Source organism: Streptomyces sp. NPDC040410, from assembly GCF_055595715.1.
The window spans coordinates 198804-217538 of record NZ_JBVIVK010000011.1 but is presented as its reverse complement, the minus strand read 5'-3'; the positions used below and the strand labels follow the sequence as shown (position 1 = coordinate 217538).

Annotated in this window: 18 protein-coding genes and 4 pseudogenes; 7 read left to right on the top strand and 15 right to left on the bottom strand. The window is 72.6% G+C overall.

Annotated features, from left to right (window positions below; all coding sequences use genetic code 11):
- A complete protein-coding gene (locus ACZ562_RS22835; RefSeq protein ID WP_471182055.1) occupies positions 1-447 on the bottom strand; it encodes an Lrp/AsnC family transcriptional regulator in 447 nt (148 codons plus the stop codon).
- Between the two features lie 134 nt (positions 448-581).
- On the opposite strand from ACZ562_RS22835, the gene ACZ562_RS22830 reads away from it, so the two are divergent.
- Positions 582-1064, top strand: a complete 483-nt coding sequence (locus ACZ562_RS22830; protein WP_471182053.1) for a rhodanese-like domain-containing protein — start codon at positions 582-584, stop codon at positions 1062-1064.
- A gap of 28 nt (positions 1065-1092) precedes the next feature.
- A pseudogene (locus ACZ562_RS22825) lies at positions 1093-1341 on the top strand (SDR family oxidoreductase); the annotation flags it as partial.
- A 33-nt stretch (positions 1342-1374) separates the two neighbouring features.
- On the opposite strand, the gene ACZ562_RS22820 reads toward ACZ562_RS22825, so the two are convergent.
- Both ACZ562_RS22820 and ACZ562_RS22815 read right to left on the bottom strand, forming a co-directional pair.
- Positions 1375-3066 (bottom strand): DUF885 domain-containing protein, encoded by a 1692-nt coding sequence (locus ACZ562_RS22820; RefSeq protein ID WP_471182051.1) that lies wholly within the window; start codon positions 3064-3066, stop codon positions 1375-1377.
- A gap of 32 nt (positions 3067-3098) precedes the next feature.
- Positions 3099-3590 (bottom strand): Lrp/AsnC family transcriptional regulator, encoded by a 492-nt coding sequence (locus ACZ562_RS22815; RefSeq protein ID WP_471182048.1) that lies wholly within the window; start codon positions 3588-3590, stop codon positions 3099-3101.
- A 59-nt stretch (positions 3591-3649) separates the two neighbouring features.
- Here ACZ562_RS22815 and ACZ562_RS22810 point away from each other — a divergent pair, with 59 nt between their 5' ends.
- Positions 3650-5074 (top strand): trans-sulfuration enzyme family protein, encoded by a 1425-nt coding sequence (locus tag ACZ562_RS22810; RefSeq protein WP_471182045.1) that lies wholly within the window; start codon positions 3650-3652, stop codon positions 5072-5074.
- Positions 5075-5172: 98 nt separating this feature from the next.
- Here the strand turns inward: ACZ562_RS22810 and ACZ562_RS22805 are convergent, their stop codons facing one another.
- The 4 genes and pseudogenes from ACZ562_RS22805 to pdxR form a co-directional block, all read right to left on the bottom strand.
- Positions 5173-6633 carry a GNAT family N-acetyltransferase gene (locus tag ACZ562_RS22805; protein ID WP_471182042.1) on the bottom strand — a complete coding sequence of 487 codons (1461 nt, stop codon included), beginning with the start codon at positions 6631-6633 and terminating at the stop codon, positions 5173-5175.
- A gap of 125 nt (positions 6634-6758) precedes the next feature.
- Positions 6759-6938, bottom strand: coding sequence for a hypothetical protein (locus ACZ562_RS22800; RefSeq protein WP_471182039.1), 180 nt, complete (start codon positions 6936-6938; stop codon positions 6759-6761).
- 110 nt (positions 6939-7048) lie between these two features.
- A pseudogene (locus ACZ562_RS22795) lies at positions 7049-7396 on the bottom strand (DUF6493 family protein); the annotation flags it as partial.
- A 138-nt stretch (positions 7397-7534) separates the two neighbouring features.
- On the bottom strand, positions 7535-8992 hold the full coding sequence (gene pdxR, locus ACZ562_RS22790) for a MocR-like pyridoxine biosynthesis transcription factor PdxR (protein ID WP_471182037.1): 1458 nt from the start codon (positions 8990-8992) through the stop codon (positions 7535-7537).
- Between pdxR and ACZ562_RS22785 the strand changes: the two are divergent.
- A pseudogene (locus tag ACZ562_RS22785) lies at positions 8983-9828 on the top strand (DMT family transporter); the annotation flags it as partial. The gene pdxR and the pseudogene ACZ562_RS22785 overlap by 10 nt on opposite strands.
- 93 nt (positions 9829-9921) lie before the next feature.
- Here ACZ562_RS22785 and ACZ562_RS22780 read toward each other — a convergent pair.
- Together ACZ562_RS22780 and ACZ562_RS22775 are read right to left on the bottom strand one after the other, a co-directional pair.
- Entirely contained in the window at positions 9922-10752 is an 831-nt protein-coding gene (locus ACZ562_RS22780) for an alpha/beta fold hydrolase (RefSeq protein ID WP_471182034.1), read from the bottom strand.
- Between the two features lie 111 nt (positions 10753-10863).
- The gene (locus ACZ562_RS22775; RefSeq protein WP_471182031.1) at positions 10864-11517 is read right to left on the bottom strand and encodes an NADPH-dependent F420 reductase; all 654 of its coding nucleotides are present in this window, start codon (positions 11515-11517) and stop codon (positions 10864-10866) included.
- A 111-nt stretch (positions 11518-11628) separates the two neighbouring features.
- Here ACZ562_RS22775 and ACZ562_RS22770 point away from each other — a divergent pair, with 111 nt between their 5' ends.
- The gene (locus ACZ562_RS22770; RefSeq protein WP_471182029.1) at positions 11629-12507 is read left to right on the top strand and encodes an RNA polymerase sigma-70 factor; all 879 of its coding nucleotides are present in this window, start codon (positions 11629-11631) and stop codon (positions 12505-12507) included.
- A gap of 240 nt (positions 12508-12747) precedes the next feature.
- A complete protein-coding gene (locus tag ACZ562_RS22765; protein WP_471182026.1) occupies positions 12748-13506 on the top strand; it encodes a GntR family transcriptional regulator in 759 nt (252 codons plus the stop codon).
- Between the two features lie 53 nt (positions 13507-13559).
- Here the strand turns inward: ACZ562_RS22765 and ACZ562_RS22760 are convergent, their stop codons facing one another.
- Positions 13560-14714, bottom strand: coding sequence for an ROK family transcriptional regulator (locus ACZ562_RS22760; RefSeq protein WP_471182023.1), 1155 nt, complete (start codon positions 14712-14714; stop codon positions 13560-13562).
- Between the two features lie 109 nt (positions 14715-14823).
- Positions 14824-14916: pseudogene (locus ACZ562_RS22755) on the bottom strand (DNA-binding response regulator); the annotation flags it as partial.
- A gap of 134 nt (positions 14917-15050) precedes the next feature.
- Here ACZ562_RS22755 and ACZ562_RS22750 point away from each other — a divergent pair.
- Complete coding sequence (locus ACZ562_RS22750; protein WP_471182020.1) at positions 15051-15494, top strand: hypothetical protein; 444 nt, start codon at positions 15051-15053, stop codon at positions 15492-15494.
- Between the two features lie 39 nt (positions 15495-15533).
- Here ACZ562_RS22750 and mug read toward each other — a convergent pair whose 3' ends face one another.
- Genes mug through ACZ562_RS22730 form a run of 4 tightly spaced genes read right to left on the bottom strand, consistent with a single transcriptional unit; the run spans position 15534 to position 18727 of the window.
- Entirely contained in the window at positions 15534-16079 is a 546-nt protein-coding gene (mug, locus tag ACZ562_RS22745; protein WP_471182247.1) for a G/U mismatch-specific DNA glycosylase, read from the bottom strand.
- Positions 16076-17518: an adenylosuccinate lyase gene (purB, locus tag ACZ562_RS22740; RefSeq protein ID WP_471182018.1), complete on the bottom strand. Its 1443-nt coding sequence runs from the start codon at positions 17516-17518 to the stop codon at positions 16076-16078. Before purB ends, mug begins: the two co-directional genes overlap by 4 nt.
- A gap of 59 nt (positions 17519-17577) precedes the next feature.
- On the bottom strand, positions 17578-17937 hold the full coding sequence (locus ACZ562_RS22735) for a DUF4326 domain-containing protein (protein WP_471182015.1): 360 nt from the start codon (positions 17935-17937) through the stop codon (positions 17578-17580).
- Positions 17938-17944: 7 nt separating this feature from the next.
- Entirely contained in the window at positions 17945-18727 is a 783-nt protein-coding gene (locus tag ACZ562_RS22730; protein ID WP_471182012.1) for an SGNH/GDSL hydrolase family protein, read from the bottom strand.
- Between the last annotated feature and the right edge of the window lie 8 nt (positions 18728-18735).

Genomic DNA, 18735 nt, shown 5'->3' with positions numbered 1-18735 from the left:
TCACCGGCCCAGGGGGCGCCGGGGCAGCGGCGACGAGTAGACGACGCTCGTGGTCACCGAGCCCAGCGCGCCGATCTTGCCCGACACCTCCTCCAGGTGTCGCATCGAGCGGGCCGCCACCTTGATGACGAAGCAGTCGTCGCCCGTGACGTGGTGTGCCTCCAGGATCTCGGGGGTGGCGGCGACCAGGTCGTGGAACGGTTTGTAGTTGCCGTTGGGATACCGAAGACGCACGAACGCCAGGATCGGCAGGCCCAGCCGGTCCGGGTCCACGACGGCCGCGTACCCCTGGATGACGCCCGCTTCCTCCAGCCGGCGCACCCGTTCGGTCACCGCGCTCGCGGACATCGAGACGGCACGGGCCAGCTCGGCGAAGCTGGCCCGGCCCTCGCGCTGGAGGACGTCGAGGATGCGCCAGTCGGTGGCGTCCGGGGAAAACGCGGTCATCCCCGAGGGATAGCAGGGGATTCCCCGGCAAGGCAAGGGGAGTGCCGGGGATCACGCCTTCTGAAAGGTGACCGACGACCGTAGATTTCTGGTCAGCGCGAACCGATCGAAACCGTAGGCGAGAGGGCCAGACCATGAGCAGCACCACGACCGCCGTCAACCCCGTCCTGCGTGTCGCCCCCGCGGCACCGGCCGAGGCGGCCGCCTACTTCCGCGCCAGCCTCGTCTTCCACGCCGACGTGTCCGACGTCGCCGCCGCGCTGGCGGCCGGCGGCGACCCCGGTTTCGTCGTCCTCGACTCCCGCTCCACCGAGTCCTGGGACCAGGGCCACATCCCGGAAGCGGTCCACCTGCCGACCGCGCTGATCCCGGAGCAGGCGGAGCGACTCCTCGACAAGTCCGTGCCGGTCGTGACGTACTGCTGGGGACCGGGCTGCAACGGCGCCACCCGAGCCGCCCTCGCCCTCGCCGAACTCGGCTACCAGGTCAAGGAGATGCTCGGCGGCTTCGAGTACTGGGCGCGGGAGGGCTTCGAGTACCAGACCTGGGAGGGCCGCGAGCGCCGCGACGCCGACCCGCTCACGGCGCCGGTCGACGCGGAGAACTGCGGGTGCTGAGGGGAGGGTCCGGGAACGCGGAAGGGGCCTCGCCCCCATCACCCGCTCCCTGTCCACCACGCCGGCGGAGCACGCGATCACCGTGGAGACCGTCGACCCCGGCCCCGTGGACACGGGTTACGCGACCGGCGAGGACCAGGCGAGCGTCGCCGCCGTGTTCCCGGGCGGACGGTGGGGCGTGCCCGACGACCCGGCCCCCATCGCCTGCCCCGCCACCGACGAGGTGCCACGGGGCACCGGGCAGGTCATCGACTCGGAGGGCGGCTTCCGGCGCTGAGTGCCGGAAGCCGCCCTCCGCGGGCGGTATGTGTCAGAGCCGGGACAGCTCGTCCACGAGGTCGTCCAGGCCCAGGGAGCCCTGGGAGAGGGCCGCCATGTGCCAGGCCTTGAGGTCGAACGCGTCGCCGTGCCGCTTGCGGGCGTTCTCGCGGCCCAGCAGCCAGGCGCGTTCCCCGAGCTTGTAGCCGATCGCCTGACCCGGGATCGTCAGGTAACGCGTCAGCTCGCTCTCCACGAAGTCCGCGGGACGGCTGCTGTGCGCGCCGAAGAACTCCTGGGCCAGCTCGGGGGTCCAGCGCTCACCCGGGTGGAACGGGGAGTCCGCCGGGATCTCCAGCTCCAGGTGCATGCCGATGTCGACGATGACACGGGCGGCCCGCATCATCTGCGCGTCGAGGTAGCCGAGCCGCTGTTCCGCGTCCGTGAGGAAGCCCAGCTCGTCCATGAGCCGCTCCGCGTACAGCGCCCAGCCCTCGGCGTTGGCGCTGACCCCGCCCACCGTGGCCTGGTAGCGGGAGAGGTTCCCGGCGACGTGCGTCCACTGTGCGAGCTGGAGGTGATGGCCCGGGACGCCCTCGTGGTACCAGGTCGAGACGAGGTCGTAGACGGGGAAGCGGGTCAGTCCCATCGTCGGCAGCCAGGTACGGCCCGGTCGGGAGAAGTCCTCCGACGGGGGCGTGTAGTACGGGGCCGCAGCGCCGCCGGGCGGGGCGATGCACGACTCCACCCTCCGCACCCGCTCGGCGAGGTCGAAGTGCGTGCCGTCGAGTTTCTCGATCGCCTGGTCCATCAGGCCCTGCAGCCATGCGCGGACCTCGTCGACCCCCTCGATGTGCCGGCCGTGCTCGTCGAGGTGCGCGAGAGCCGCCCACGGCGTCTCGGCGCCCGGCAGGATCTTCTCCGCCTCCTTCCGCATCTCCGCGAGCAGCCGGTGGTACTCGGCCCAGCCGTACGCGTACGCCTCGTCCAGGTCCAGGTCCGTACCGTTGAAGTAGCGCGACCAGCGGGCGTAGCGCTCACGCCCCACCGTGTTCGGTGCGCCCTCGATCGTCGGCGCGTACACGTCGCGCATCCAGTCCCGCAGCTCCATGACGGCCGCGGTCGCCCCGCGGGCCGCCTCGTCCAGCTCCGCGCGCAGCGCCTCGGGGCCCGCCGACGCGAAGTCCTCGAACCAGCCACGGCCGTTGCGGTCCGTGTCCGACCACTCCGTGAGCTGTTCGACGAACGTGGCGGTCGGGCGCGGGCCCGCGTACAGCTTGCGTTCCAGACCGAGGGCGAGGGACTCGCGGTAGCCCGCCAGCGCGGCCGGCACCGCGCGCAGCCGCTCGGCGATCGCCGCCCAGTCCTCGTCCGTCTGGGCCGGCGTGACGGTGAAGACCTCCCGCACCGAGTGCGCGGGCGTGGACATGTTGCCGACCGCGCGCAGGCCCTCCTCGGCTTCGTGCACGGCGAGTTCCGCGCTGAGCCGCTCGCGCAGCAGACGGGCGCACCGGCGCTCGATGTCGCTGTCCGCGCCGGGGCGGCGTTCGGCCTCGTCGAGCCGCGCGAGCGTGGTCCGCGCCAGTTCCGCGAGCGCCTCCTGACCGGCGGGCGAGGTGTCGGGGAGCTTGCTCGAACTCTCCTTCACTCCGAGGTACGTACCGGTGACCGGGTCGAGGGCGATGAGGTCGTCGACGTAGGCGTCGGCGACCTCGCGGGGCAGCGGGCTGTTGGTCTCTGACATGCGGACCATCCTCGTACCAGGGCCGCCGCACATCACCCGGAATCAGCCGAGGGCGAAGGCGGCAGCAAGGGGCCGCAATCCCACTGCTGGAAGATCAACCGGGTCTCCACGCAGGCCACTTCACGCCGTGCCGTGAACTCGTCGAGAACCAGCCGCTGCAGATCCGTCATGTCCGCGACAGCGACATGGACGAGGTAGTCGTCCGGCCCGGTGAGATGGAAGACCGTCCGCGACTCAGGCAGGGCCCGGATCCGTTCCACGAAGGGCCCAACCAGCTCCCTGCGGTGCGGCCTGACCTGCACGGACAGCAGCGCCTCCAGGCCCCGCCCCAGTTTGGCGGGATCCAGCCGCAGCTGATGGCCCAGGATCACGCCCGCACGGCGCAGCCTGGTGACGCGGTCCAGGCAGGTGGACGGTGCGACGCCGACCTGGGCGGCGAGGTCACGGTAGGTGGTCCGGGCGTCGTTCTGCAGCAGCCGCAGCAGATGAAGATCCACCGGATCCAGTACGACAGATTCGGCCATGTGCCGAACGTAGCACGGTGTTCGACCCCTGTGCCCCGGTCGGTGTTCACTCTTCCGCCATGGACTCAGCGCGCAGGGACGCGTCGCACCACGACGCGCACACGGCATCGGCGTCGTACCACGACGCGCACACGGCATCGGCGTCGTACCACGACGCGCACACGGCATCCGCGTCGTACGACGACGCACGCACCGCATCGGCGTCGTACGACGGCGCACGCACGGCATCGGCGCCGTACCACGGCGCACGCACCGCATCGGCGCCGTACCACGGCGCACGCACGGCATCCGCGTCGTACCACGACGCACGCACCGCACCGAGAGCACTGGCCACCGAGGCCGTGCACGCCGGCCGGGACGACCTCGCCCGTCAGGGACTGCACGCCCCGCCGATCGACCTGTCCACCACCTACCCCTCGTACGACAGCCGGGGCGAGGCCGCCCGCATCGACGACTTCGCCGCCACCGGGGCCGAACCGCAGGGCCCGCCCGTCTACGGGCGGCTCGGCAACCCGACCGTCGCGCGCTTCGAGACCGCCCTTGCCCGCATCGAGGGCACCGAGTCCGCGGTCGCCTTCGCCAGCGGCATGGCCGCGCTCAGCGCCGTACTGCTGGTACGGGCCTCGATGGGCCTGCGCCACGTCGTGGCCGTCCGTCCCCTGTACGGCTGCAGCGACCACCTGTTGACCGCCGGGCTGCTGGGCTCCGAGGTGACGTGGGTGGACCCGGCCGGCATCGCGGACGCGCTGCGCCCGGACACCGGCCTGGTGATGGTGGAGTCCCCGGCGAACCCGACCCTCGCCGAACTCGACCTGCGAGCCGTGGCCCACGCCTGCGGCTCCGTGCCGCTGCTCGCGGACAACACCTTCGCCACACCCGTTTTGCAGCGGCCCGCCGAACAGGGGGCGCGACTGGTGCTGCACAGCGCCACCAAGTACCTCGGCGGCCACGGGGACGTGATGGCGGGGGTCGTGGCCTGCGACGAGGAGTTCGCCGGGCGGCTGCGACAGGTCCGGTTCGCCACCGGCGGCGTTCTGCATCCGCTCGCCGGATACCTGCTGCTGCGGGGCCTCGCGACCCTGCCGGTGCGCGTGCGGGCCGCCTCCGCGAACGCCGCCGAACTCGCCCGCCGCCTCGCCGCCGATCCGCGCGTGACCCGCGTCCACTACCCGCGCATCGGCGGCGCGATGGTGGCCTTCGAGGTCGCGGGCGACCCGCACGAGGTCATCGGCGGCGTCCGTCTCGTCACCCCGGCCGTCAGCCTCGGCAGCGTCGACACCCTCATCCAGCACCCCGCGTCCATCAGCCACCGGATCGTGGACGCCGACGACCGCCGGGGCGCGGGCGTGAGCGACCGGCTGCTGCGGCTCTCCGTGGGGCTGGAGGACGTCGAGGACCTGTGGGCCGACCTGGACCGCGCGCTGGGGGAGCGGGCTGGACTGCCGGTGCCGAGCGGGGCGGGGGAATCGGCGCGCAGCTTCTGACCCGCGGTCCGGACCGGACGGCGAACGGCCCGGCGGCGTGTGCCGCCGGGCCGTTCGCCTGTGCCGTGCCGGAGCCGGCCGTTGTCCGGGGCGAGGTCCTAGTCCCGCGCGATCCGCTCGCCGATCCGCTCGCCGATCCGCTCCTGAGGCCCCTCGTGCGAGAGTTCCGACCCGGCCGGGACCGTGTCCAGACGGGCGGTGATGACCAGGGTGCCTTCCTCGATCTGGTAGTCGAGGGCGAGGCCGAGGCCGCGCATCGCGGCGACCATGCCGGTGTTGGACGCCTGGGTCACGGCGTAGACGCTCTCGCAGCCGGCCTCCACCGCCATCGCCACCAGGCGGCCGAGGAGTTCGGTGCCGACACCTCGCCGCTGCCAGTCGTCCTCGACGAGGAGCGCGATCTCCGTCTCGTCCCCGTCCCACAGCAGATGACCGAGCCCGACGATGCGGCCCGAGACCGTGTGCACGGCGAGCGTCCGGCCGAAGCGCGGGCTGAGCAGGTGGTTCAGATAGCGGCCGGCGTCGCCGACCGGTCCGTGGTACCGCATGGACAGCGTCCGTGACGAGCACCGCTCGTGCATCGCCTTCGCGGCCTCGAGGTCGCCCGGGTCCGCCCGGCGTACGGTGATCGCGTTGCCCTCGGGCAGCGTCAGCACGTCCTGGCTGCGCGGAACACGCGGACCCAGCCTGGCGTCCAGTTCCACCAGCGCACGCGCACGGGCGAACTCCGTGGGCGTGAACGGGAGATACGGCCGCTCCACGGTGATCACTCCGCCTTCCGGCGCCCGCAGCCGCATCACGGTGTCCTCCAGCGCTCCTTCCACCGGCACGGCGTCCGGCCCCCGGCCGCCGCCGGCCGGCGCGCCGGGCAGCGAGCGGATGGTGCACCGGCCGAGCAACTGCCGCAGTGCGAGTGGCAGTTCCGCCGCGTCCAGGGCGGTGCGTGCGGCGAGGCCGAGGACCCGCGTCGGCGCGTCCACCAGGTCGTGGGCGTCGGCCCGCTCTATCCAGGTGTCGGCACCGCCGGCCAGCGACACCGTCCGGGTGAGCTCGGCGGCGGCGAGCTCGGCCGGAGCGCGCAGCAGGAACTCGTCCACTGTGCCGTCGGCCAGCGGATGGGTCTGCAGGCTCAGGATGTCGACCCGCCGCCCGGCGAGGGCCGTGCACAGCGCGGCCAGCGACCCCGGTTCGTCCTGCACCGTCGTCCGCATCCGCCACAGCGCACTCTCCCCGGCCACGGTGTCCGGAGCCGCGGGCGACCCGTCGGACGGCCCGGCCTGCTGCCCTGCGGACAGCGGCCGGGCACCGGTATCGCTTACCGGCGGCGCGTGTCCGTGGCGCCGTGCCCACCACGTGTGGAACCCCGCCGTGGCCGCGAGGAGCACCGCCGAGATCACCAGGAGTGCCGGTCCGTCCGGGCCGTGCCCGATGAGGTTCGCCACGGCGTCGGCCACCGCGACCGCCGTGAACAGCGCGGCGAGTTCGATCACGTCCCGCCGCCAGTGGTGCACGGGACGCCCGTGTTTCGCACGCGTCACATCAGATATGTCTCGAGTCATGCAGCCACTGTGAAGGAACGGTGTTGCGTGATCACGAACGCTTTGTGACCGACCGGTAAAGAGTGGTTCTGCACCATTTATTCAACTTTTGACGGTTGTACTGCCGGGACCGGGCAGCCGGGAGATCACGCCTGCTCAGACATGTCACGCGGCCACCGCAGGTCGTGCAGCACCCGGACGGCGACCAGTTCGCGTCGCTCGGGGAGCACGGCCGGCCAGTGCCGGCGTATGTCGTCGCTCCAGTGGTAGCAGTGCCCAGCGATCCCGACGGCACTCATCGGCTGACCCACGGGGCGGAATCCCATGGGGAAGTCGTCCTGTATTTCCAGGAGTTCACCGGCCTCGATCAGGATGCGCGGTCCGGAGGTCCGCCGCCGGTACGTCGGCAGGGCCGGGGCGCCGACGGCCAGCCACCATCCGCGGTGCCGACCTTCCCGACGTGGCGTTCCACGAGCTTGAGCGCCCGCTCCTGCACGTCCGAGTCGTCGTGCCCGAAGGCCTGCGCGGCGGCGGGCAGCAGTGCCTCGACCGCGGAAGCGTTCTTCGAGAGCAGCGTGCCCAGCAGCACGAGTTGCGCCCGTACCAGTTTCTTCTCGGTGCGGAACACAACCGAGCCGGACATCTCGGCCAGTTGACGCGGGGGCAGCTCGCCGTCCAGGGCCGGCGCGCCCAGCACGGACTGGGCGTGCGAGGCCACCACGGGGACGGCGTCCGACGCCAGGGCCAGCCAGTCGGCGGTGCGGGCCCGCTCTCTTCGTCCCGTGCCCCACCTCGCCGCCGGCGAGGCCCGCCTCCAGCACGTCCAGGCGCGCAACTGACAACCGACTCTGACCTGCGAAACGAGCCGCTGGGCAAGGGAACCGGTGGGCGAGCCGGAAGTCGCCGAGGCGTGTGGTGCCGGTCACCCGGCGGCGGCCTCGGCCATCAGCCGTACGCCCGCACGGATCCGCGCCGGCGCCAGGTGCGCGTATCCCAGGACCAGCCGCACACCCTGAGTGCCGTCGTCCCCGGCTCGCGCGTGCGTGTAGTCGGTCACGGGGCGTACGGCCACACCGGCCGCGGCCACGCGTGCGAGGAACCGCTGCTGGGGGCCGTACCGCTGCGGCAGCGCGGCGATGACGTGCAGACCCGCGGCGATCCCGGACACCTCCGAGCCGGGAAAGTGCTCGTCCAGAGCGGTGACGAGGGTGTCGCGCCGCTCGCGGTACGCGCGCTGGCAGCGGCGCAGCTGGCGGTCGTAGTCGCCGCGTTCGACGAAGCGGGCGAACAGCGCCTGGTCGATCGTGGGATGGCCGAGGTCCATGGTCCGCTTGCGCTCGACGACCTCGTCGGCCAGCGCTTCGGGCACGAGCAGCCAGCCGAGCCTGAGTCCCGGGGCGAGGGACTTGCTGACCGATCCCGCGTAGGCCACGTGCTCCGGGTCGAGTCCCTGGAGTGCGCCCACGGGCGCGCGGTCGTAGCGGAAGTCGCCGTCGTAGTCGTCCTCGAGGACTAGACCGTCCACGGCCCGGGCCCAGTCGAGCAGTTCGGTGCGGCGTCGGGCGGAGTACGCGATGCCGGTGGGGAACTGGTGGGCGGGCGTCGTCACGACGGCCCGCACGCCGGACGTCCGCAGCGGGCCGAGGGCCAGCCCCTCGCCGTCCAGCGGGAGGGGCACGGTGGTGACGCCTGCCGAGGCGTACAGGGCGTCGTGCTGGGGGCTGCCCGGATCCTCGGCGCCGACGGTACGCAGCCCGCGCGCGTGGAGCACGAATCCGAGCAGCGTCGTCGCCTGCGCCACCCCGGAGACGACCACGATCCGTTCGGGGTCCGCGACCACGCCCCGGCGGCGGGCGAGCAGTTCGGCCAGGGCGGTGCGCAGCCGGGGCAGTCCGCGCGGATCGGGGTAGCCGAGGTCGTGGTGCGGGAGTTCCGTCAGCACGCCGCGCTGGGCCGTGGCCCAGGCGCTCCGGGGGAACAGCGAAAGGTCCGGCGTACCGGGCACGAAGTCGGCCCGGGTGCCCGGGGAGCGCGGGGCGAGGTCACGCGCGCGCGGGTGGGCGGCCCGCACGGCGCCGCCCACCCATGTGCCGGAACCCCGGCCACTGCGCAGATACCCCTCGGCCGTCAGCTGCTCGTACGCCTCCGTGATCAGCCCGCGCGACACGCCGAGGTCGGCCGCGAGGTCCCGGCTCGACGGCAGCCGGGTGCCCGGCGCGAGCCGTCCGGAGCGGACGGCGTCCCGCAGTGCCGACTGCAGCGAGCGCCCGCGCGCGCGTGGCGGCGCCGAGGCCGCCGGCAGGAGGAGCTCCCAGGCCACGGACGCGGCAGCACCGCCCGGACCAGGGAGCGGTTCAGAATTGGTCTCCGATGAGCTCATGGGAATGGACCTTAAACCGGACCGCCGGTCTGCCTAGCGTCACTGCCATGAACGCCACCACCACGCGCGGAGCGCTGCTCGCCGCGCTCGCCTGCGTCCTCGTCGGAGGTTCCTTCACCGCCAACAGCGTCCTCGGCGAGTACCCGTACGCCGGAGGCCAGTTCCTGCGCTACAGCCTGGCCTTCGTCCTGCTCCTCCCACTGGCCGGCACGGGAGCCGGGGCGCGTCTGAGGAAGCTCCCGCCCCGCCACTGGGCCCGCCTGGCGCTGCTCGCGGCCGTCGGCATGGTCGGCTTCAACCTGGCCGTCATCGCCGCGGAACGCACGGCTGAACCGGCCGTCCCGGGCGTCTTCGTGGGCTGCGCTCCCGTGGTCGTGGCCGTCGTCGTCCCGCTGCTGGACGGGCGCCGGGCCGAGCGCATGGTGCTGTACGGGGCGCTACTCGTCGCCGTCGGCGCCTTCACCGTTCAGGGCTGGGGACGCACGGACGCCGCGGGCATGGTCTTCTCCGGGTGCGCGCTGGCAGGTGAGGTGGGTTTCGCCGTCCTCGCCGTGCCCGTGCTGCGCCCCCTCGGCCCACGGCTGCTGTCCGCCGCGGTGTGCGGCGTCGCCGCGGTGGAGTCCGCGGTGGCCGGAATGCTGCTGGACGGCACCGCCTGGCTGCGGCGGCCCGACACCACCGAGACCGCCGCCCTGCTGTGGCAGGCGGCGGTCGTCACCGTCGTCGGCTTCGTGTGCTGGTACATGGGTATGCAGCGGCTCGGCGCGGAGCGCGCCACGCTCTTCTCCGGCCTCATTCCGGTCGCGGCCGCCTGCACCGCACCCCTCGTCGGAACGGGGTCCTACGGGACCGCCCAGGCCGTGGGCAGCGCACTGGTGGGCGCCGGAGTCGCCCTGGGATCAGGCGCGTTGAACCCGGTCCGGCGCCGCTCAGCGGCTCCCGTCGAGGATCACGCGCGCGACGAGCGCGGGGTCGTCGTTCATCGGGCAGTGCCCGCAGCCGGGCAGCCGCACCAGGCGCGCCCGGGGGATGATCTGCTTGGCGCGGATTCCCTGCCGGCGTACGAGCAGCCAGTCCCGCGTGCCCCAGCCGACGGTGACCGGGACCGTGGGGATGTCGTCCGTGAACTGGACGCTCCCGCCTGCCCGGAGGGTCTGGTCGAACCCGGTGGCCTGCGCCAGCGCGAGCGTCTCGGCGACCACGGCCTCGGGTGAACGGCGGCCGGGACGTGCGTAGATCGTGCTCGTCAAGGCCGTGCGGCCGGCCGCCGAACGGGACAGCTGTTCGACGAGCGGCAGGGGCAGCCGCCTGGAGATGTGGCGCATGGTGAGCAGGATGCCGAAGGCGTAGCGCCGCTCGGCCTCCGACCAGAATCCGGCGGGGGAGAGGGCGGTGACGGACCGTGCGAGCTTCTCGCGGCCCAGCTCCAGCGCCAGCAGGCCGCCGAGCGAGTTGCCCGCCACATGGGGCTGTTTCAGCTCCAGCGCCTCGCAGAAGGCGGCGAACACGGCGGCCGTCGTGGGGAGGTCGTAGGCGAGGCCGTCCGGCAGGGCCGGGGAGGCGCCGAATCCGGGTAGATCCACGGCGATCACGTCGCGTTCGCCGGCGAGGATGTCCAGCACCGGGTCCCAGGCCTGGCGGTGGTGACCGATCCCGTGGAGCAGCAGCAGCGGCTCACCGGTGCCCACGCGCGCGTAGGAAACGGACACGGGCTGCGGACCCCGAGGCGTGGGGACCTTGAAGGAGACGGTGGCGGACATGGGGGTGCTCCTCGTCTGGGGCTCACTGACGGACGCCGTGTAGACAGCTTGTCAGCAATTGCTACCGGTGGGTAGCCCTCAGGTCGCATTCGCCCTGCGGCCGTAGCGCCCTCAACGCGCCCTGCGCACCTCCAGGTTGAATTCCGGGTGACCGACGTACTGCAACAGGTTCAGCCACAGGGGCAGCCACATCTCCACGCCGCGTGCCGCCCGGATGCCGCCCAGGTCGAGCACTCGGTGCGACGGCCAGCCGAACTCGCCGAGCAGATCCGTCACCTGCTCCTTTGCGGCGGAGTCCTCCCCGCACACGAAGACGTTGTGCTCGCCCGGCACCAGCGCGGGCTCCACCATCACCCGGCAGTTGACGGTGTTGAGGGTCTTCACCACGCGCGCGTGCGGGAACGCGCGCTGGATCTGCTCACCCACGCTGTCCGACTCGACGGGGGACAGGCGCAGCTCCCCGTCCTCGAACGCCAAGGGATTGGAGAGGTCGACGAGGACCTTCCCGTCGAGGTTCTCCGCCCCGGCCGCCTCCAGCGCGGGGAGCGCCACCCGTCCGCCGACCGCGTTGACGACCACCTCGGCGGACGCGGCCGCCGCCGCGAACGTACCGGCGCTCGCCCGGGCGCCGGCGCCCTCCGCCCACTCCAGTGCGGTCGGGTTGTCCTGGGTGCGTGAGCCCAGCGTCACCTCGTGCCCCAGCTCCACCAGCTTGCCGCCGAGCGTGCGGCCCACATCGCCCGTGCCCAGTACCGCGTACCGCATGGCCACCTCCGGAACCCGGGCCGCCGACCACCGGCGGTCCGCGGGGCCATTCTGCTCCGTAGGTACCGATTTCGCCTGGACACGACAGGGTGCGTCGGCTGGGATGGAGCAGTGACCACCGACACCGACGTCTTCGAAGAGCACCGTCCCGTCCTCCTGGGCGTCGCCTACCGCATGCTCGGGCGTGTCGCCGACGCGGAGGACGTGGTGCAGGAGGCCTGGCTGCGCTGGTCCGGCGCCGACCGGACCGAGGTGCGCGAACCGCGCGGCTATCTGGTGCGCATCACCACCCGTCTCGCCATCGACCGGCTGCGCCAGGTCAAGGCGCGGGGCGAGACGTACGTCGGCCCGTGGCTGCCCGAGCCGTACCTGACCGACTTCGGGGACACCGTGCCCGACACCGCGGAGCGGGCGGTGCTCGCCGACTCCGTCTCCCTCGCCGTGCTCGTGGTGCTGGAGTCGCTGTCGCCGCTGGAGCGGGCGGTGTTCGTGCTCAGGGAGGCCTTCGGCTACCCGTACGCGGAGATCGCCGCGATGCTGGAACGCGGCGAGGCGGCCGTACGGCAGATGGCCGGACGGGCCCGCAAGCACATCGGCGAGCGGCGGCCGCGCTACGACGTGAACCCCGTCCAGCGCCGCGCTGTCACGGAGCGGTTCCTCGCCGCGGCCGCGGAGGGGGACATCGAGGGCCTCATGTCCCTGCTGGCCCCGGACGCGCGCCTGGTCGGCGACAGCGGCGGAAAGGCCAGGGCACCCCTGCGGGTCCTGGAGACGGCCGACAAGGTGGGCCGCTTCCTCCTCGGCGCCGCGCAGAAGGGCATTCCGGACCCGTCCTTCCGCTTCCTGGAAATCAACGCGGGACCCGCTGTGCTGGCCCTGTCCGGGGACAAGCCCGACTCCGTCTTCCAGCTGGACGTCCTGGACGGGCGCATCCAGTCCGTCTACATCATCCGCAACCCCGACAAGCTGCGGTCGCTGGCCGCCGCCTGAGGCACGGCGCCGTCCGACCGGGTCCCCGTTTCACGACGGGGCCTTGCCGTCGTGTCACGGACGCGGCCGTACGAACGCCCCGTGAACACGCCGCGGCAACGGGCCGGGCGTCGCCCAAGGGGGCGACGATTGGTCTTGACCAAGGGTGGGGGCCGCCCTATGGTCGCAGAGAAGTGCAACAACCTTTAATAAACAAGGGCGCTAAAACGCCGCCGGACCACGGTGATTGCGGAGGACAGGGTGGGGACCACGCAACTGGAAACGGTGCCGGAACCGAAGTACTGGCACCTCAAGACCGTGCTCAGTGAGGCACTGGACTCCGAGTTCACCGTGGGCGAGATCCTGCCCAACGAACGCGACCTGGCCGCCCGCTTCGGCGTCGCCCGCGCCACGCTACGCCAGGCACTGGAACAGCTCGAACTCGAAGGCAGGCTGCAGCGCCGCCGCGGAGTCGGCACGACCGTCGCCCCGCCGCGCGTGGGCGTCGCCGTGGGCACGGAGCAGCACGCCTGGCCGGGAGCGGCCGACGACGTCTGGCAGCCCGTCGACGGCACGCTGGAAGTCCCGCCCGCGGTCGTCGCCGACGCCCTGGAGACCGGCCGCAACACGCCGGTGCACACCGTACGCCGCTCCCGCACGACCCACGGCCAGCCGGTCGCCGCCGAGCTGCTCTACATTCCCGCGCAGTCGCTGCCCGACCTCTCCGGCATCGACGCGTCCGGCGTGGCACGCGCGCGTGCGGTGCTGCGGGAGCTGCAGCGCCTGGAGCTGGAGGGCCAGGAACGTGCCGTCGAACTCGGCTCTGCCCGCGCGGACGATGCCAAGGAGCTGGACCGGCTGCCGGGGGCGCCCGTGCTCGTCGTGACGACCCGATTCTTCGTCGGCGGCCGCGTCGCGGCGGTCTCCGTCGCCACCTACCGGGCCGACACCTGCCGGCTGACCTTCGGGGACACCGGCGGTGTGGAGATCCATGAGGGGCCGCAGCGCCGGGCCTCCTGACCGTCGCACCCCCCACGTTTCGCGCCCCGGAACGCCTCCGGGGCGCGAGCGGATCAGCGGCCGGTCACCGTGCCCTCCACCGCGAACAGCTGCTCCTCCACGTGGTCGAGCGCGAGTCGCAACGCCCCCGTCGCCACGGCCGCCTCACCGAGCAGCGACAGGGTCACCTTCGGCGGCCGCAGACAGTAGCGCGCCAGCTCCCGGCGCAGCGGCTCCAGCACACCGTCCAGTCCGGCCGCCCAGCCGCCGATGACGACCACTTCGGGGTCGAGGGCCAGGACAAGTGCCGCGACGTCGTGGACGAGCCGCTGGATGAAGCGCTCGACGGCCGCGCGGGCCCGCTGGTCGCCCTCGCGCGCCCGCGCGAAGACCTCGGCGACCGCCTGTTCGTCGAGCGGGTGCAGCGGCTCGTCGGTGGTGGACAGCAGGGTCTCGGGAGTCGCCTCCCGGCCCAGCAGGTGCAGGGCCCCGATCTCGCCGGCCGCCCCGCCGAACCCGCGGTGCAGCCGGCCGCCGATCAGCGCACCGGCGCCCGGACTCAGCCCGGCCAGCACGAACACGACGTCGTCCGACTCTGTGGCGGCGCCTTTCCAGTGCTCGGCGACCGCGGCGGCGTTGGCGTCGTTCTCCACCAGGACCGGGCACTCGAAGGAACGGCTCAGCCGCTCACCCAGCCGCAGCCCCGTCCACTCCGGCAACGCGGTACCCAGCCGTACCGTACCGTCGGCCTCGACGATCCCGGGCGTGCCGACACCCACGGCCCGTAGCGAGCCGCGTGCGACACCGGCGCGGCGCAGCAGCTCGGCCACCGCGGTGCGCAACAGCTCCAGGCGCTCGTCCGCCGAAGCCGTCTCCTCGACGTCCATCGTCTCGGCGCCGGTCAGCTGGCCGTCCAGGTCGGACAGGAGGGCGGCGATGCGGTGCGCCCCGATCTCCAGGCCCAGCAGATGGCCGGCCTCGGCCCGGAACCGGAACCGCCGTGCCGGCCGCCCCTGACGCCGGGTCGCGCCCTCCTCGGCCGCCTTCTCCACCACGAGTCCGGCCTCGATGAGCCCCTCGACGACGCCCTCGACGGTCGGCCGGGACAATCCGGTCACCCGGGTGATCTCCGTGAGCGTTGCGCAGTCCGTGGCGCGCAGCGCGTGCAGCACCACCGCGGAATTGATCCTGCGCAGCAGCGAGGGATCCCCGCCGGTCAGCCGCCCCAACGTACCGTCCTCCCAGCTCGTGCGCGTGTTGGCCGGATGCTACTCGGCGCGGCGGACCCCGGCGAGTGCCGGGCCCGTCCTGCCGAGGACCGGCTCGCGCCGGGGGAGATCACCCTGGCGCGACGAACCCCGGCTCGTACGCCGCGATCACCGCCTCGGTGCGGTCCCGTGCGCCCGACTTCGCCGGTACGGCGCCCACATACATGCAAGACGGGACGTACGGCGCCGGGATGCCTGACCCCACGAGGCACCACGAAGTGCCACGAGGCACCACGAAGCACCACGACGCCACTGACGCCCCGCCAATTGTCAGTGGCGGCGGGTTTACTGGCTCACATGGACCTCGCGCACTGGCTCGCCACGATCGACCTGCTGTGCACCCGGGACTTCCCCGCGGAGCACGGCAGGACCGAAGTCGGCACGGGTGGACCCGGCTATCACATAGCCGAATTAGAGACGAGCGGCGACTTCTGGGACGACGACGGGACGGAGTGGGAGGAGACGGGGACCCAGTACGAGTTCGACAGGGACGGCCTGAGCGAGCGGCTGACGCAGCATTGGGGGCCACCCGACGTCTTCAGCCTGGCGAGCGTCCTCGTGCGGTCGACGGGCGGCGAGGACATACCCGAGCCCTGGGCCTCACTCGGCGCGCACGTCCCGGACCTGCATCTGTGGCTGCCGCCGCGGACGGACCGGTGGGTGGCCCTCGGCGTCTCCCAATGGGACAAGGAACTCCCGTTCCAACTCCTCGCCGTCGTCACCGATGTGGACCCGCCCTGACCTCGCTCGCTTCTGCCGACGGATCTCCGGCGCAGGACACTAGGCCTCCGACGCCTCCCGCAACCGTCCGAACTCGTCCGACATCGTCTGCGCCGTCCAGTGCGCGTTGAGTCCGCTCGGGTTGGGCAGAACCCACACGCGGGTGTCCCCGAGCGTCCTCTCCTGCGGGCCCACCCGCGCCTTGCGGTCGTCGAACGCGGCCCGGTACGCGGTGACTCCCACGACCGCCAGCCAGCGCGGCCGCAGCCGGGCCACCTTCAACGCCAGCAGCCGGCCGCCCTCGCGGTACTCGTCCGCACTCAACTCGTCCGCGCGAGCCGACGCCCGCGCGACCACGTTCGTGATGCCCAGCCCGTACGACAGCAACTCCTGCTGTTCCGACGGCTTCATGAGTCTGGGCGTGAACCCGGACAGGTGCAGCACGGGCCAGAATCGGTTGCCGGGGCGGGCGAAGTGGTGGCCCGTCGCGGCGGTCATCAGACCGGGGTTGATACCGCAGAACAGCACGCGGAGGCCGTCCGCGACCACGTCCGGCACCAGACGGTCGCGGGCGGCCTCCAGTTCCGCCGGGGTGAAGCGCGTCAGAGGATCGCTCCGGGGGTGTACCCCGCTGCCTCCGGGTGCTGCTTCACGATCTCCTCGATGCGGCCGACGACGGCGGCCACCTGGCCGGCCGCGGCCCCCGTGAAGGACAGCTTGTCGGCCATCAGCGCGTCCAGCTGGGCGCGGTCGAGCGGGATGCGCTCGTCGGCCGCCAGCTTGCCGAGGAGCTCGTTGCGTTCGGCGCCCTGCTCGCGCATCGCGAGAGCGGAGGCGACGGCGTTCTCCTTGATCGCCTCGTGCGCGAGCTCGCGGCCGACGCCCGCGCGCACCGCGCCCATCAGCACCTTGGTGGTGGCGAGGAACGGCAGGTAGCGGTCCAGCTCACGGGCGACGACGGCCGGGAAGGCGCCGAACTCGTCGAGCACGGTCAGGAACGTCTCCAGCAGGCCGTCCAGGGCGAAGAAGGCGTCCGGGAGGGCAACCCGGCGCACGACCGAGCAGGACACGTCGCCCTCGTTCCACTGGTCGCCCGCCAGCTCGCCCGTCATCGAGGCGTAGCCGCGCAGGATCACCATCAGACCGTTGACGCGCTCGCAGGAGCGGGTGTTCATCTTGTGCGGCATCGCGGAGGAGCCGACCTGGCCCGGCTTGAAGCCCTCGGTCACCAGCTCGTGCCCGGCCATCAGCCGGATGGTCTTCGCCAGCGACGACGGCGCGGCCGCCAGCTGCACCAGCGCGGTGACGACGTCGTAGTCGAGCGAACGCGGGTAGACCTGGCCGACGGAGGTGAACGCCTGCGAGAAGCCCAGGTGCCGTGCGATGCGCTGCTCCAGCTCCGCGAGCCCCGCCGCGTCCCCGCCGAGGAGGTCCAGCATGTCCTGCGCCGTACCGACGGGGCCCTTGATGCCGCGCAGCGGGTAGCGGGCAAGAAGCTCCTCGACGCGGCCGTACGCCACGAGCAGCTCGTCGGCCGCCGTCGCGAAACGCTTGCCGAGGGTCGTGGCCTGCGCGGCCACGTTGTGGGAGCGGCCGGCCATGACCAGCTCGCCGTACTCGCCCGCGAGCTTCCCGAGGCGCGCCAGCACGGCCACCGTACGGTCGCGCATCAGCTCCAGGGAGAGGCGGATCTGCAGCTGCTCGACGTTCTCGGTGAGGTCGCGGGAGGTCATGCCCTTGTGCACGTGCTCGTGCCCGGCGAGGTCGTTGAACTCCTCGATCCGTGCCTTCACATCGTGCCGTGTGACCTTCTCGCGCTCGGCGATGGAGGCCAGGTCGACCTGGTCGAGGACGCGGTCGTAGTCGGCGATCGCCGCGTCCGGCACCTCGATCCCGAGGTCCTTCTGGGCCCGCAGCACGGCGAGCCAGAGCTGACGCTCCAGCTTCACCTTCTGCTCGGGCGACCAGAGCGTGGCGAGCTCGGCGGAGGCGTAGCGTCCGGCGAGGACGTTCGGGATGCGGGGCTTGGCGGGCGCAGGAGTCACGTGTACGGATTCTACTGGCGATTCCCGCAGGCCAGCGCCACCGGGTGGTTCGGCGGAACCTACGAGGGCCGCGAAGGTGGTACCGGCCCGTCCGCGAGTTCTGCCAGCACCTCGGCGTGGCACGGCTCCGGCGCGCACCAGCAGGCCAGCACCTTCCCGCGCAGCGCGGGCACCAGGGCCAGCAGGTCCGGCCGCTCCAGCAGATACGCCCGGTACTTCGCCATGACCTCGGCGCGCGTCCCGTCCCGTCTTCTCGTCGGGGTGTCGTAGGCGAAGGGGTTGTACAGCGGATGGCGGGGCAGGTCCCAGCCGCCCATCGTCCAGCGGCGGCCGACGTAGACGACGTCGTCGGGGGCGTGTTCCAGCCGGGGGCCGAAGTCGTGGAGGCGGCCCCTGACGTTGATCACCCGCGTGGCCATGAGGGGCCTACCCCGTCGGATCCCCGTACGGCAGCAGCTCGCCCCGCTTCGGCGGCAGTCCGTCGCCCGACGACCGGCCGGTGAGCCTCCTGCCGATCCACGGCAGCAGGTGCTGCCGGGCGAACCTGACGTCGGCGACCCGGCGCGCTGCCCATCCCGGCGGCAGCGTGGCCTGCATCGGTGTGCGCCACTCGGTGTCCTCGGGGTCGTAGCCGAGGGTCTGCCACACCGCCTCCGCGACCCGGCGGTGGCCCTCGGCCGTCAGGTGCAGCCGGTCCACGTCCCACAGGCGCGGGTCGCCGAGCGAGGGGGCGCCGTACAGGTCGACGACCAGCGCGCCGTGCCGCTCCGCGAGGTCGTCGACGACGGCGAACAGCTCCTCCATGCGCGGCCGGAAACGTTCCAGGACCGGACCCTGGCGTCCCGGGCTGCGCATCAGCACCAGCTGCTTGCAGGACGGGGCGAGCCGCTCCACGGCCTGCGTCAGCAGGTCGCGTACCCGCACCATGTCGCACTTGGGGCGCAGGGTGTCGTTGAGGCCGCCCACCAGCGTGATCACGTCGGCGTCCATCGCGGCCGCCACGTCGACCTGCTCGTCGACGATCTGCGCGATCAGCTTCCCGCGCACCGCGAGGTTGGCGTACCGGAACCCGGGGTTGCGGGCGGCCATCCGCCCGGCGAGGAGGTCGGCCCAGCCGCGGTAGGAGCCGTCCGGCAGCAGGTCCGACATGCCCTCGGTGAAGGAGTCGCCGATCGCGACGAGGCTGGTGTGAGTGGGATGCGTCTGCATGGCGACTG

Excerpts from the sequence above, each read along its gene's own strand:
- ACZ562_RS22835 (WP_471182055.1), bottom strand. The coding sequence starts at position 447 with ATGACCGCGTTTTCCCCGGACGCCACCGACTGGCGCATCCTCGACGTC.
- ACZ562_RS22830 (WP_471182053.1), top strand. The coding sequence starts at position 582 with ATGAGCAGCACCACGACCGCCGTCAACCCCGTCCTGCGTGTCGCCCCC.
- ACZ562_RS22820 (WP_471182051.1), bottom strand. The coding sequence starts at position 3,066 with ATGTCAGAGACCAACAGCCCGCTGCCCCGCGAGGTCGCCGACGCCTAC.
- ACZ562_RS22815 (WP_471182048.1), bottom strand. The coding sequence starts at position 3,590 with ATGGCCGAATCTGTCGTACTGGATCCGGTGGATCTTCATCTGCTGCGG.
- ACZ562_RS22810 (WP_471182045.1), top strand. The coding sequence starts at position 3,650 with ATGGACTCAGCGCGCAGGGACGCGTCGCACCACGACGCGCACACGGCA.
- ACZ562_RS22805 (WP_471182042.1), bottom strand. The coding sequence starts at position 6,633 with ATGACTCGAGACATATCTGATGTGACGCGTGCGAAACACGGGCGTCCC.
- ACZ562_RS22800 (WP_471182039.1), bottom strand. The coding sequence starts at position 6,938 with ATGGGATTCCGCCCCGTGGGTCAGCCGATGAGTGCCGTCGGGATCGCT.
- pdxR (WP_471182037.1), bottom strand. The coding sequence starts at position 8,992 with ATGAGCTCATCGGAGACCAATTCTGAACCGCTCCCTGGTCCGGGCGGT.
- ACZ562_RS22780 (WP_471182034.1), bottom strand. The coding sequence starts at position 10,752 with ATGTCCGCCACCGTCTCCTTCAAGGTCCCCACGCCTCGGGGTCCGCAG.
- ACZ562_RS22775 (WP_471182031.1), bottom strand. The coding sequence starts at position 11,517 with ATGCGGTACGCGGTACTGGGCACGGGCGATGTGGGCCGCACGCTCGGC.
- ACZ562_RS22750 (WP_471182020.1), top strand. The coding sequence starts at position 15,051 with ATGGACCTCGCGCACTGGCTCGCCACGATCGACCTGCTGTGCACCCGG.
- ACZ562_RS22735 (WP_471182015.1), bottom strand. The coding sequence starts at position 17,937 with ATGGCCACGCGGGTGATCAACGTCAGGGGCCGCCTCCACGACTTCGGC.
- ACZ562_RS22730 (WP_471182012.1), bottom strand. The coding sequence starts at position 18,727 with ATGCAGACGCATCCCACTCACACCAGCCTCGTCGCGATCGGCGACTCC.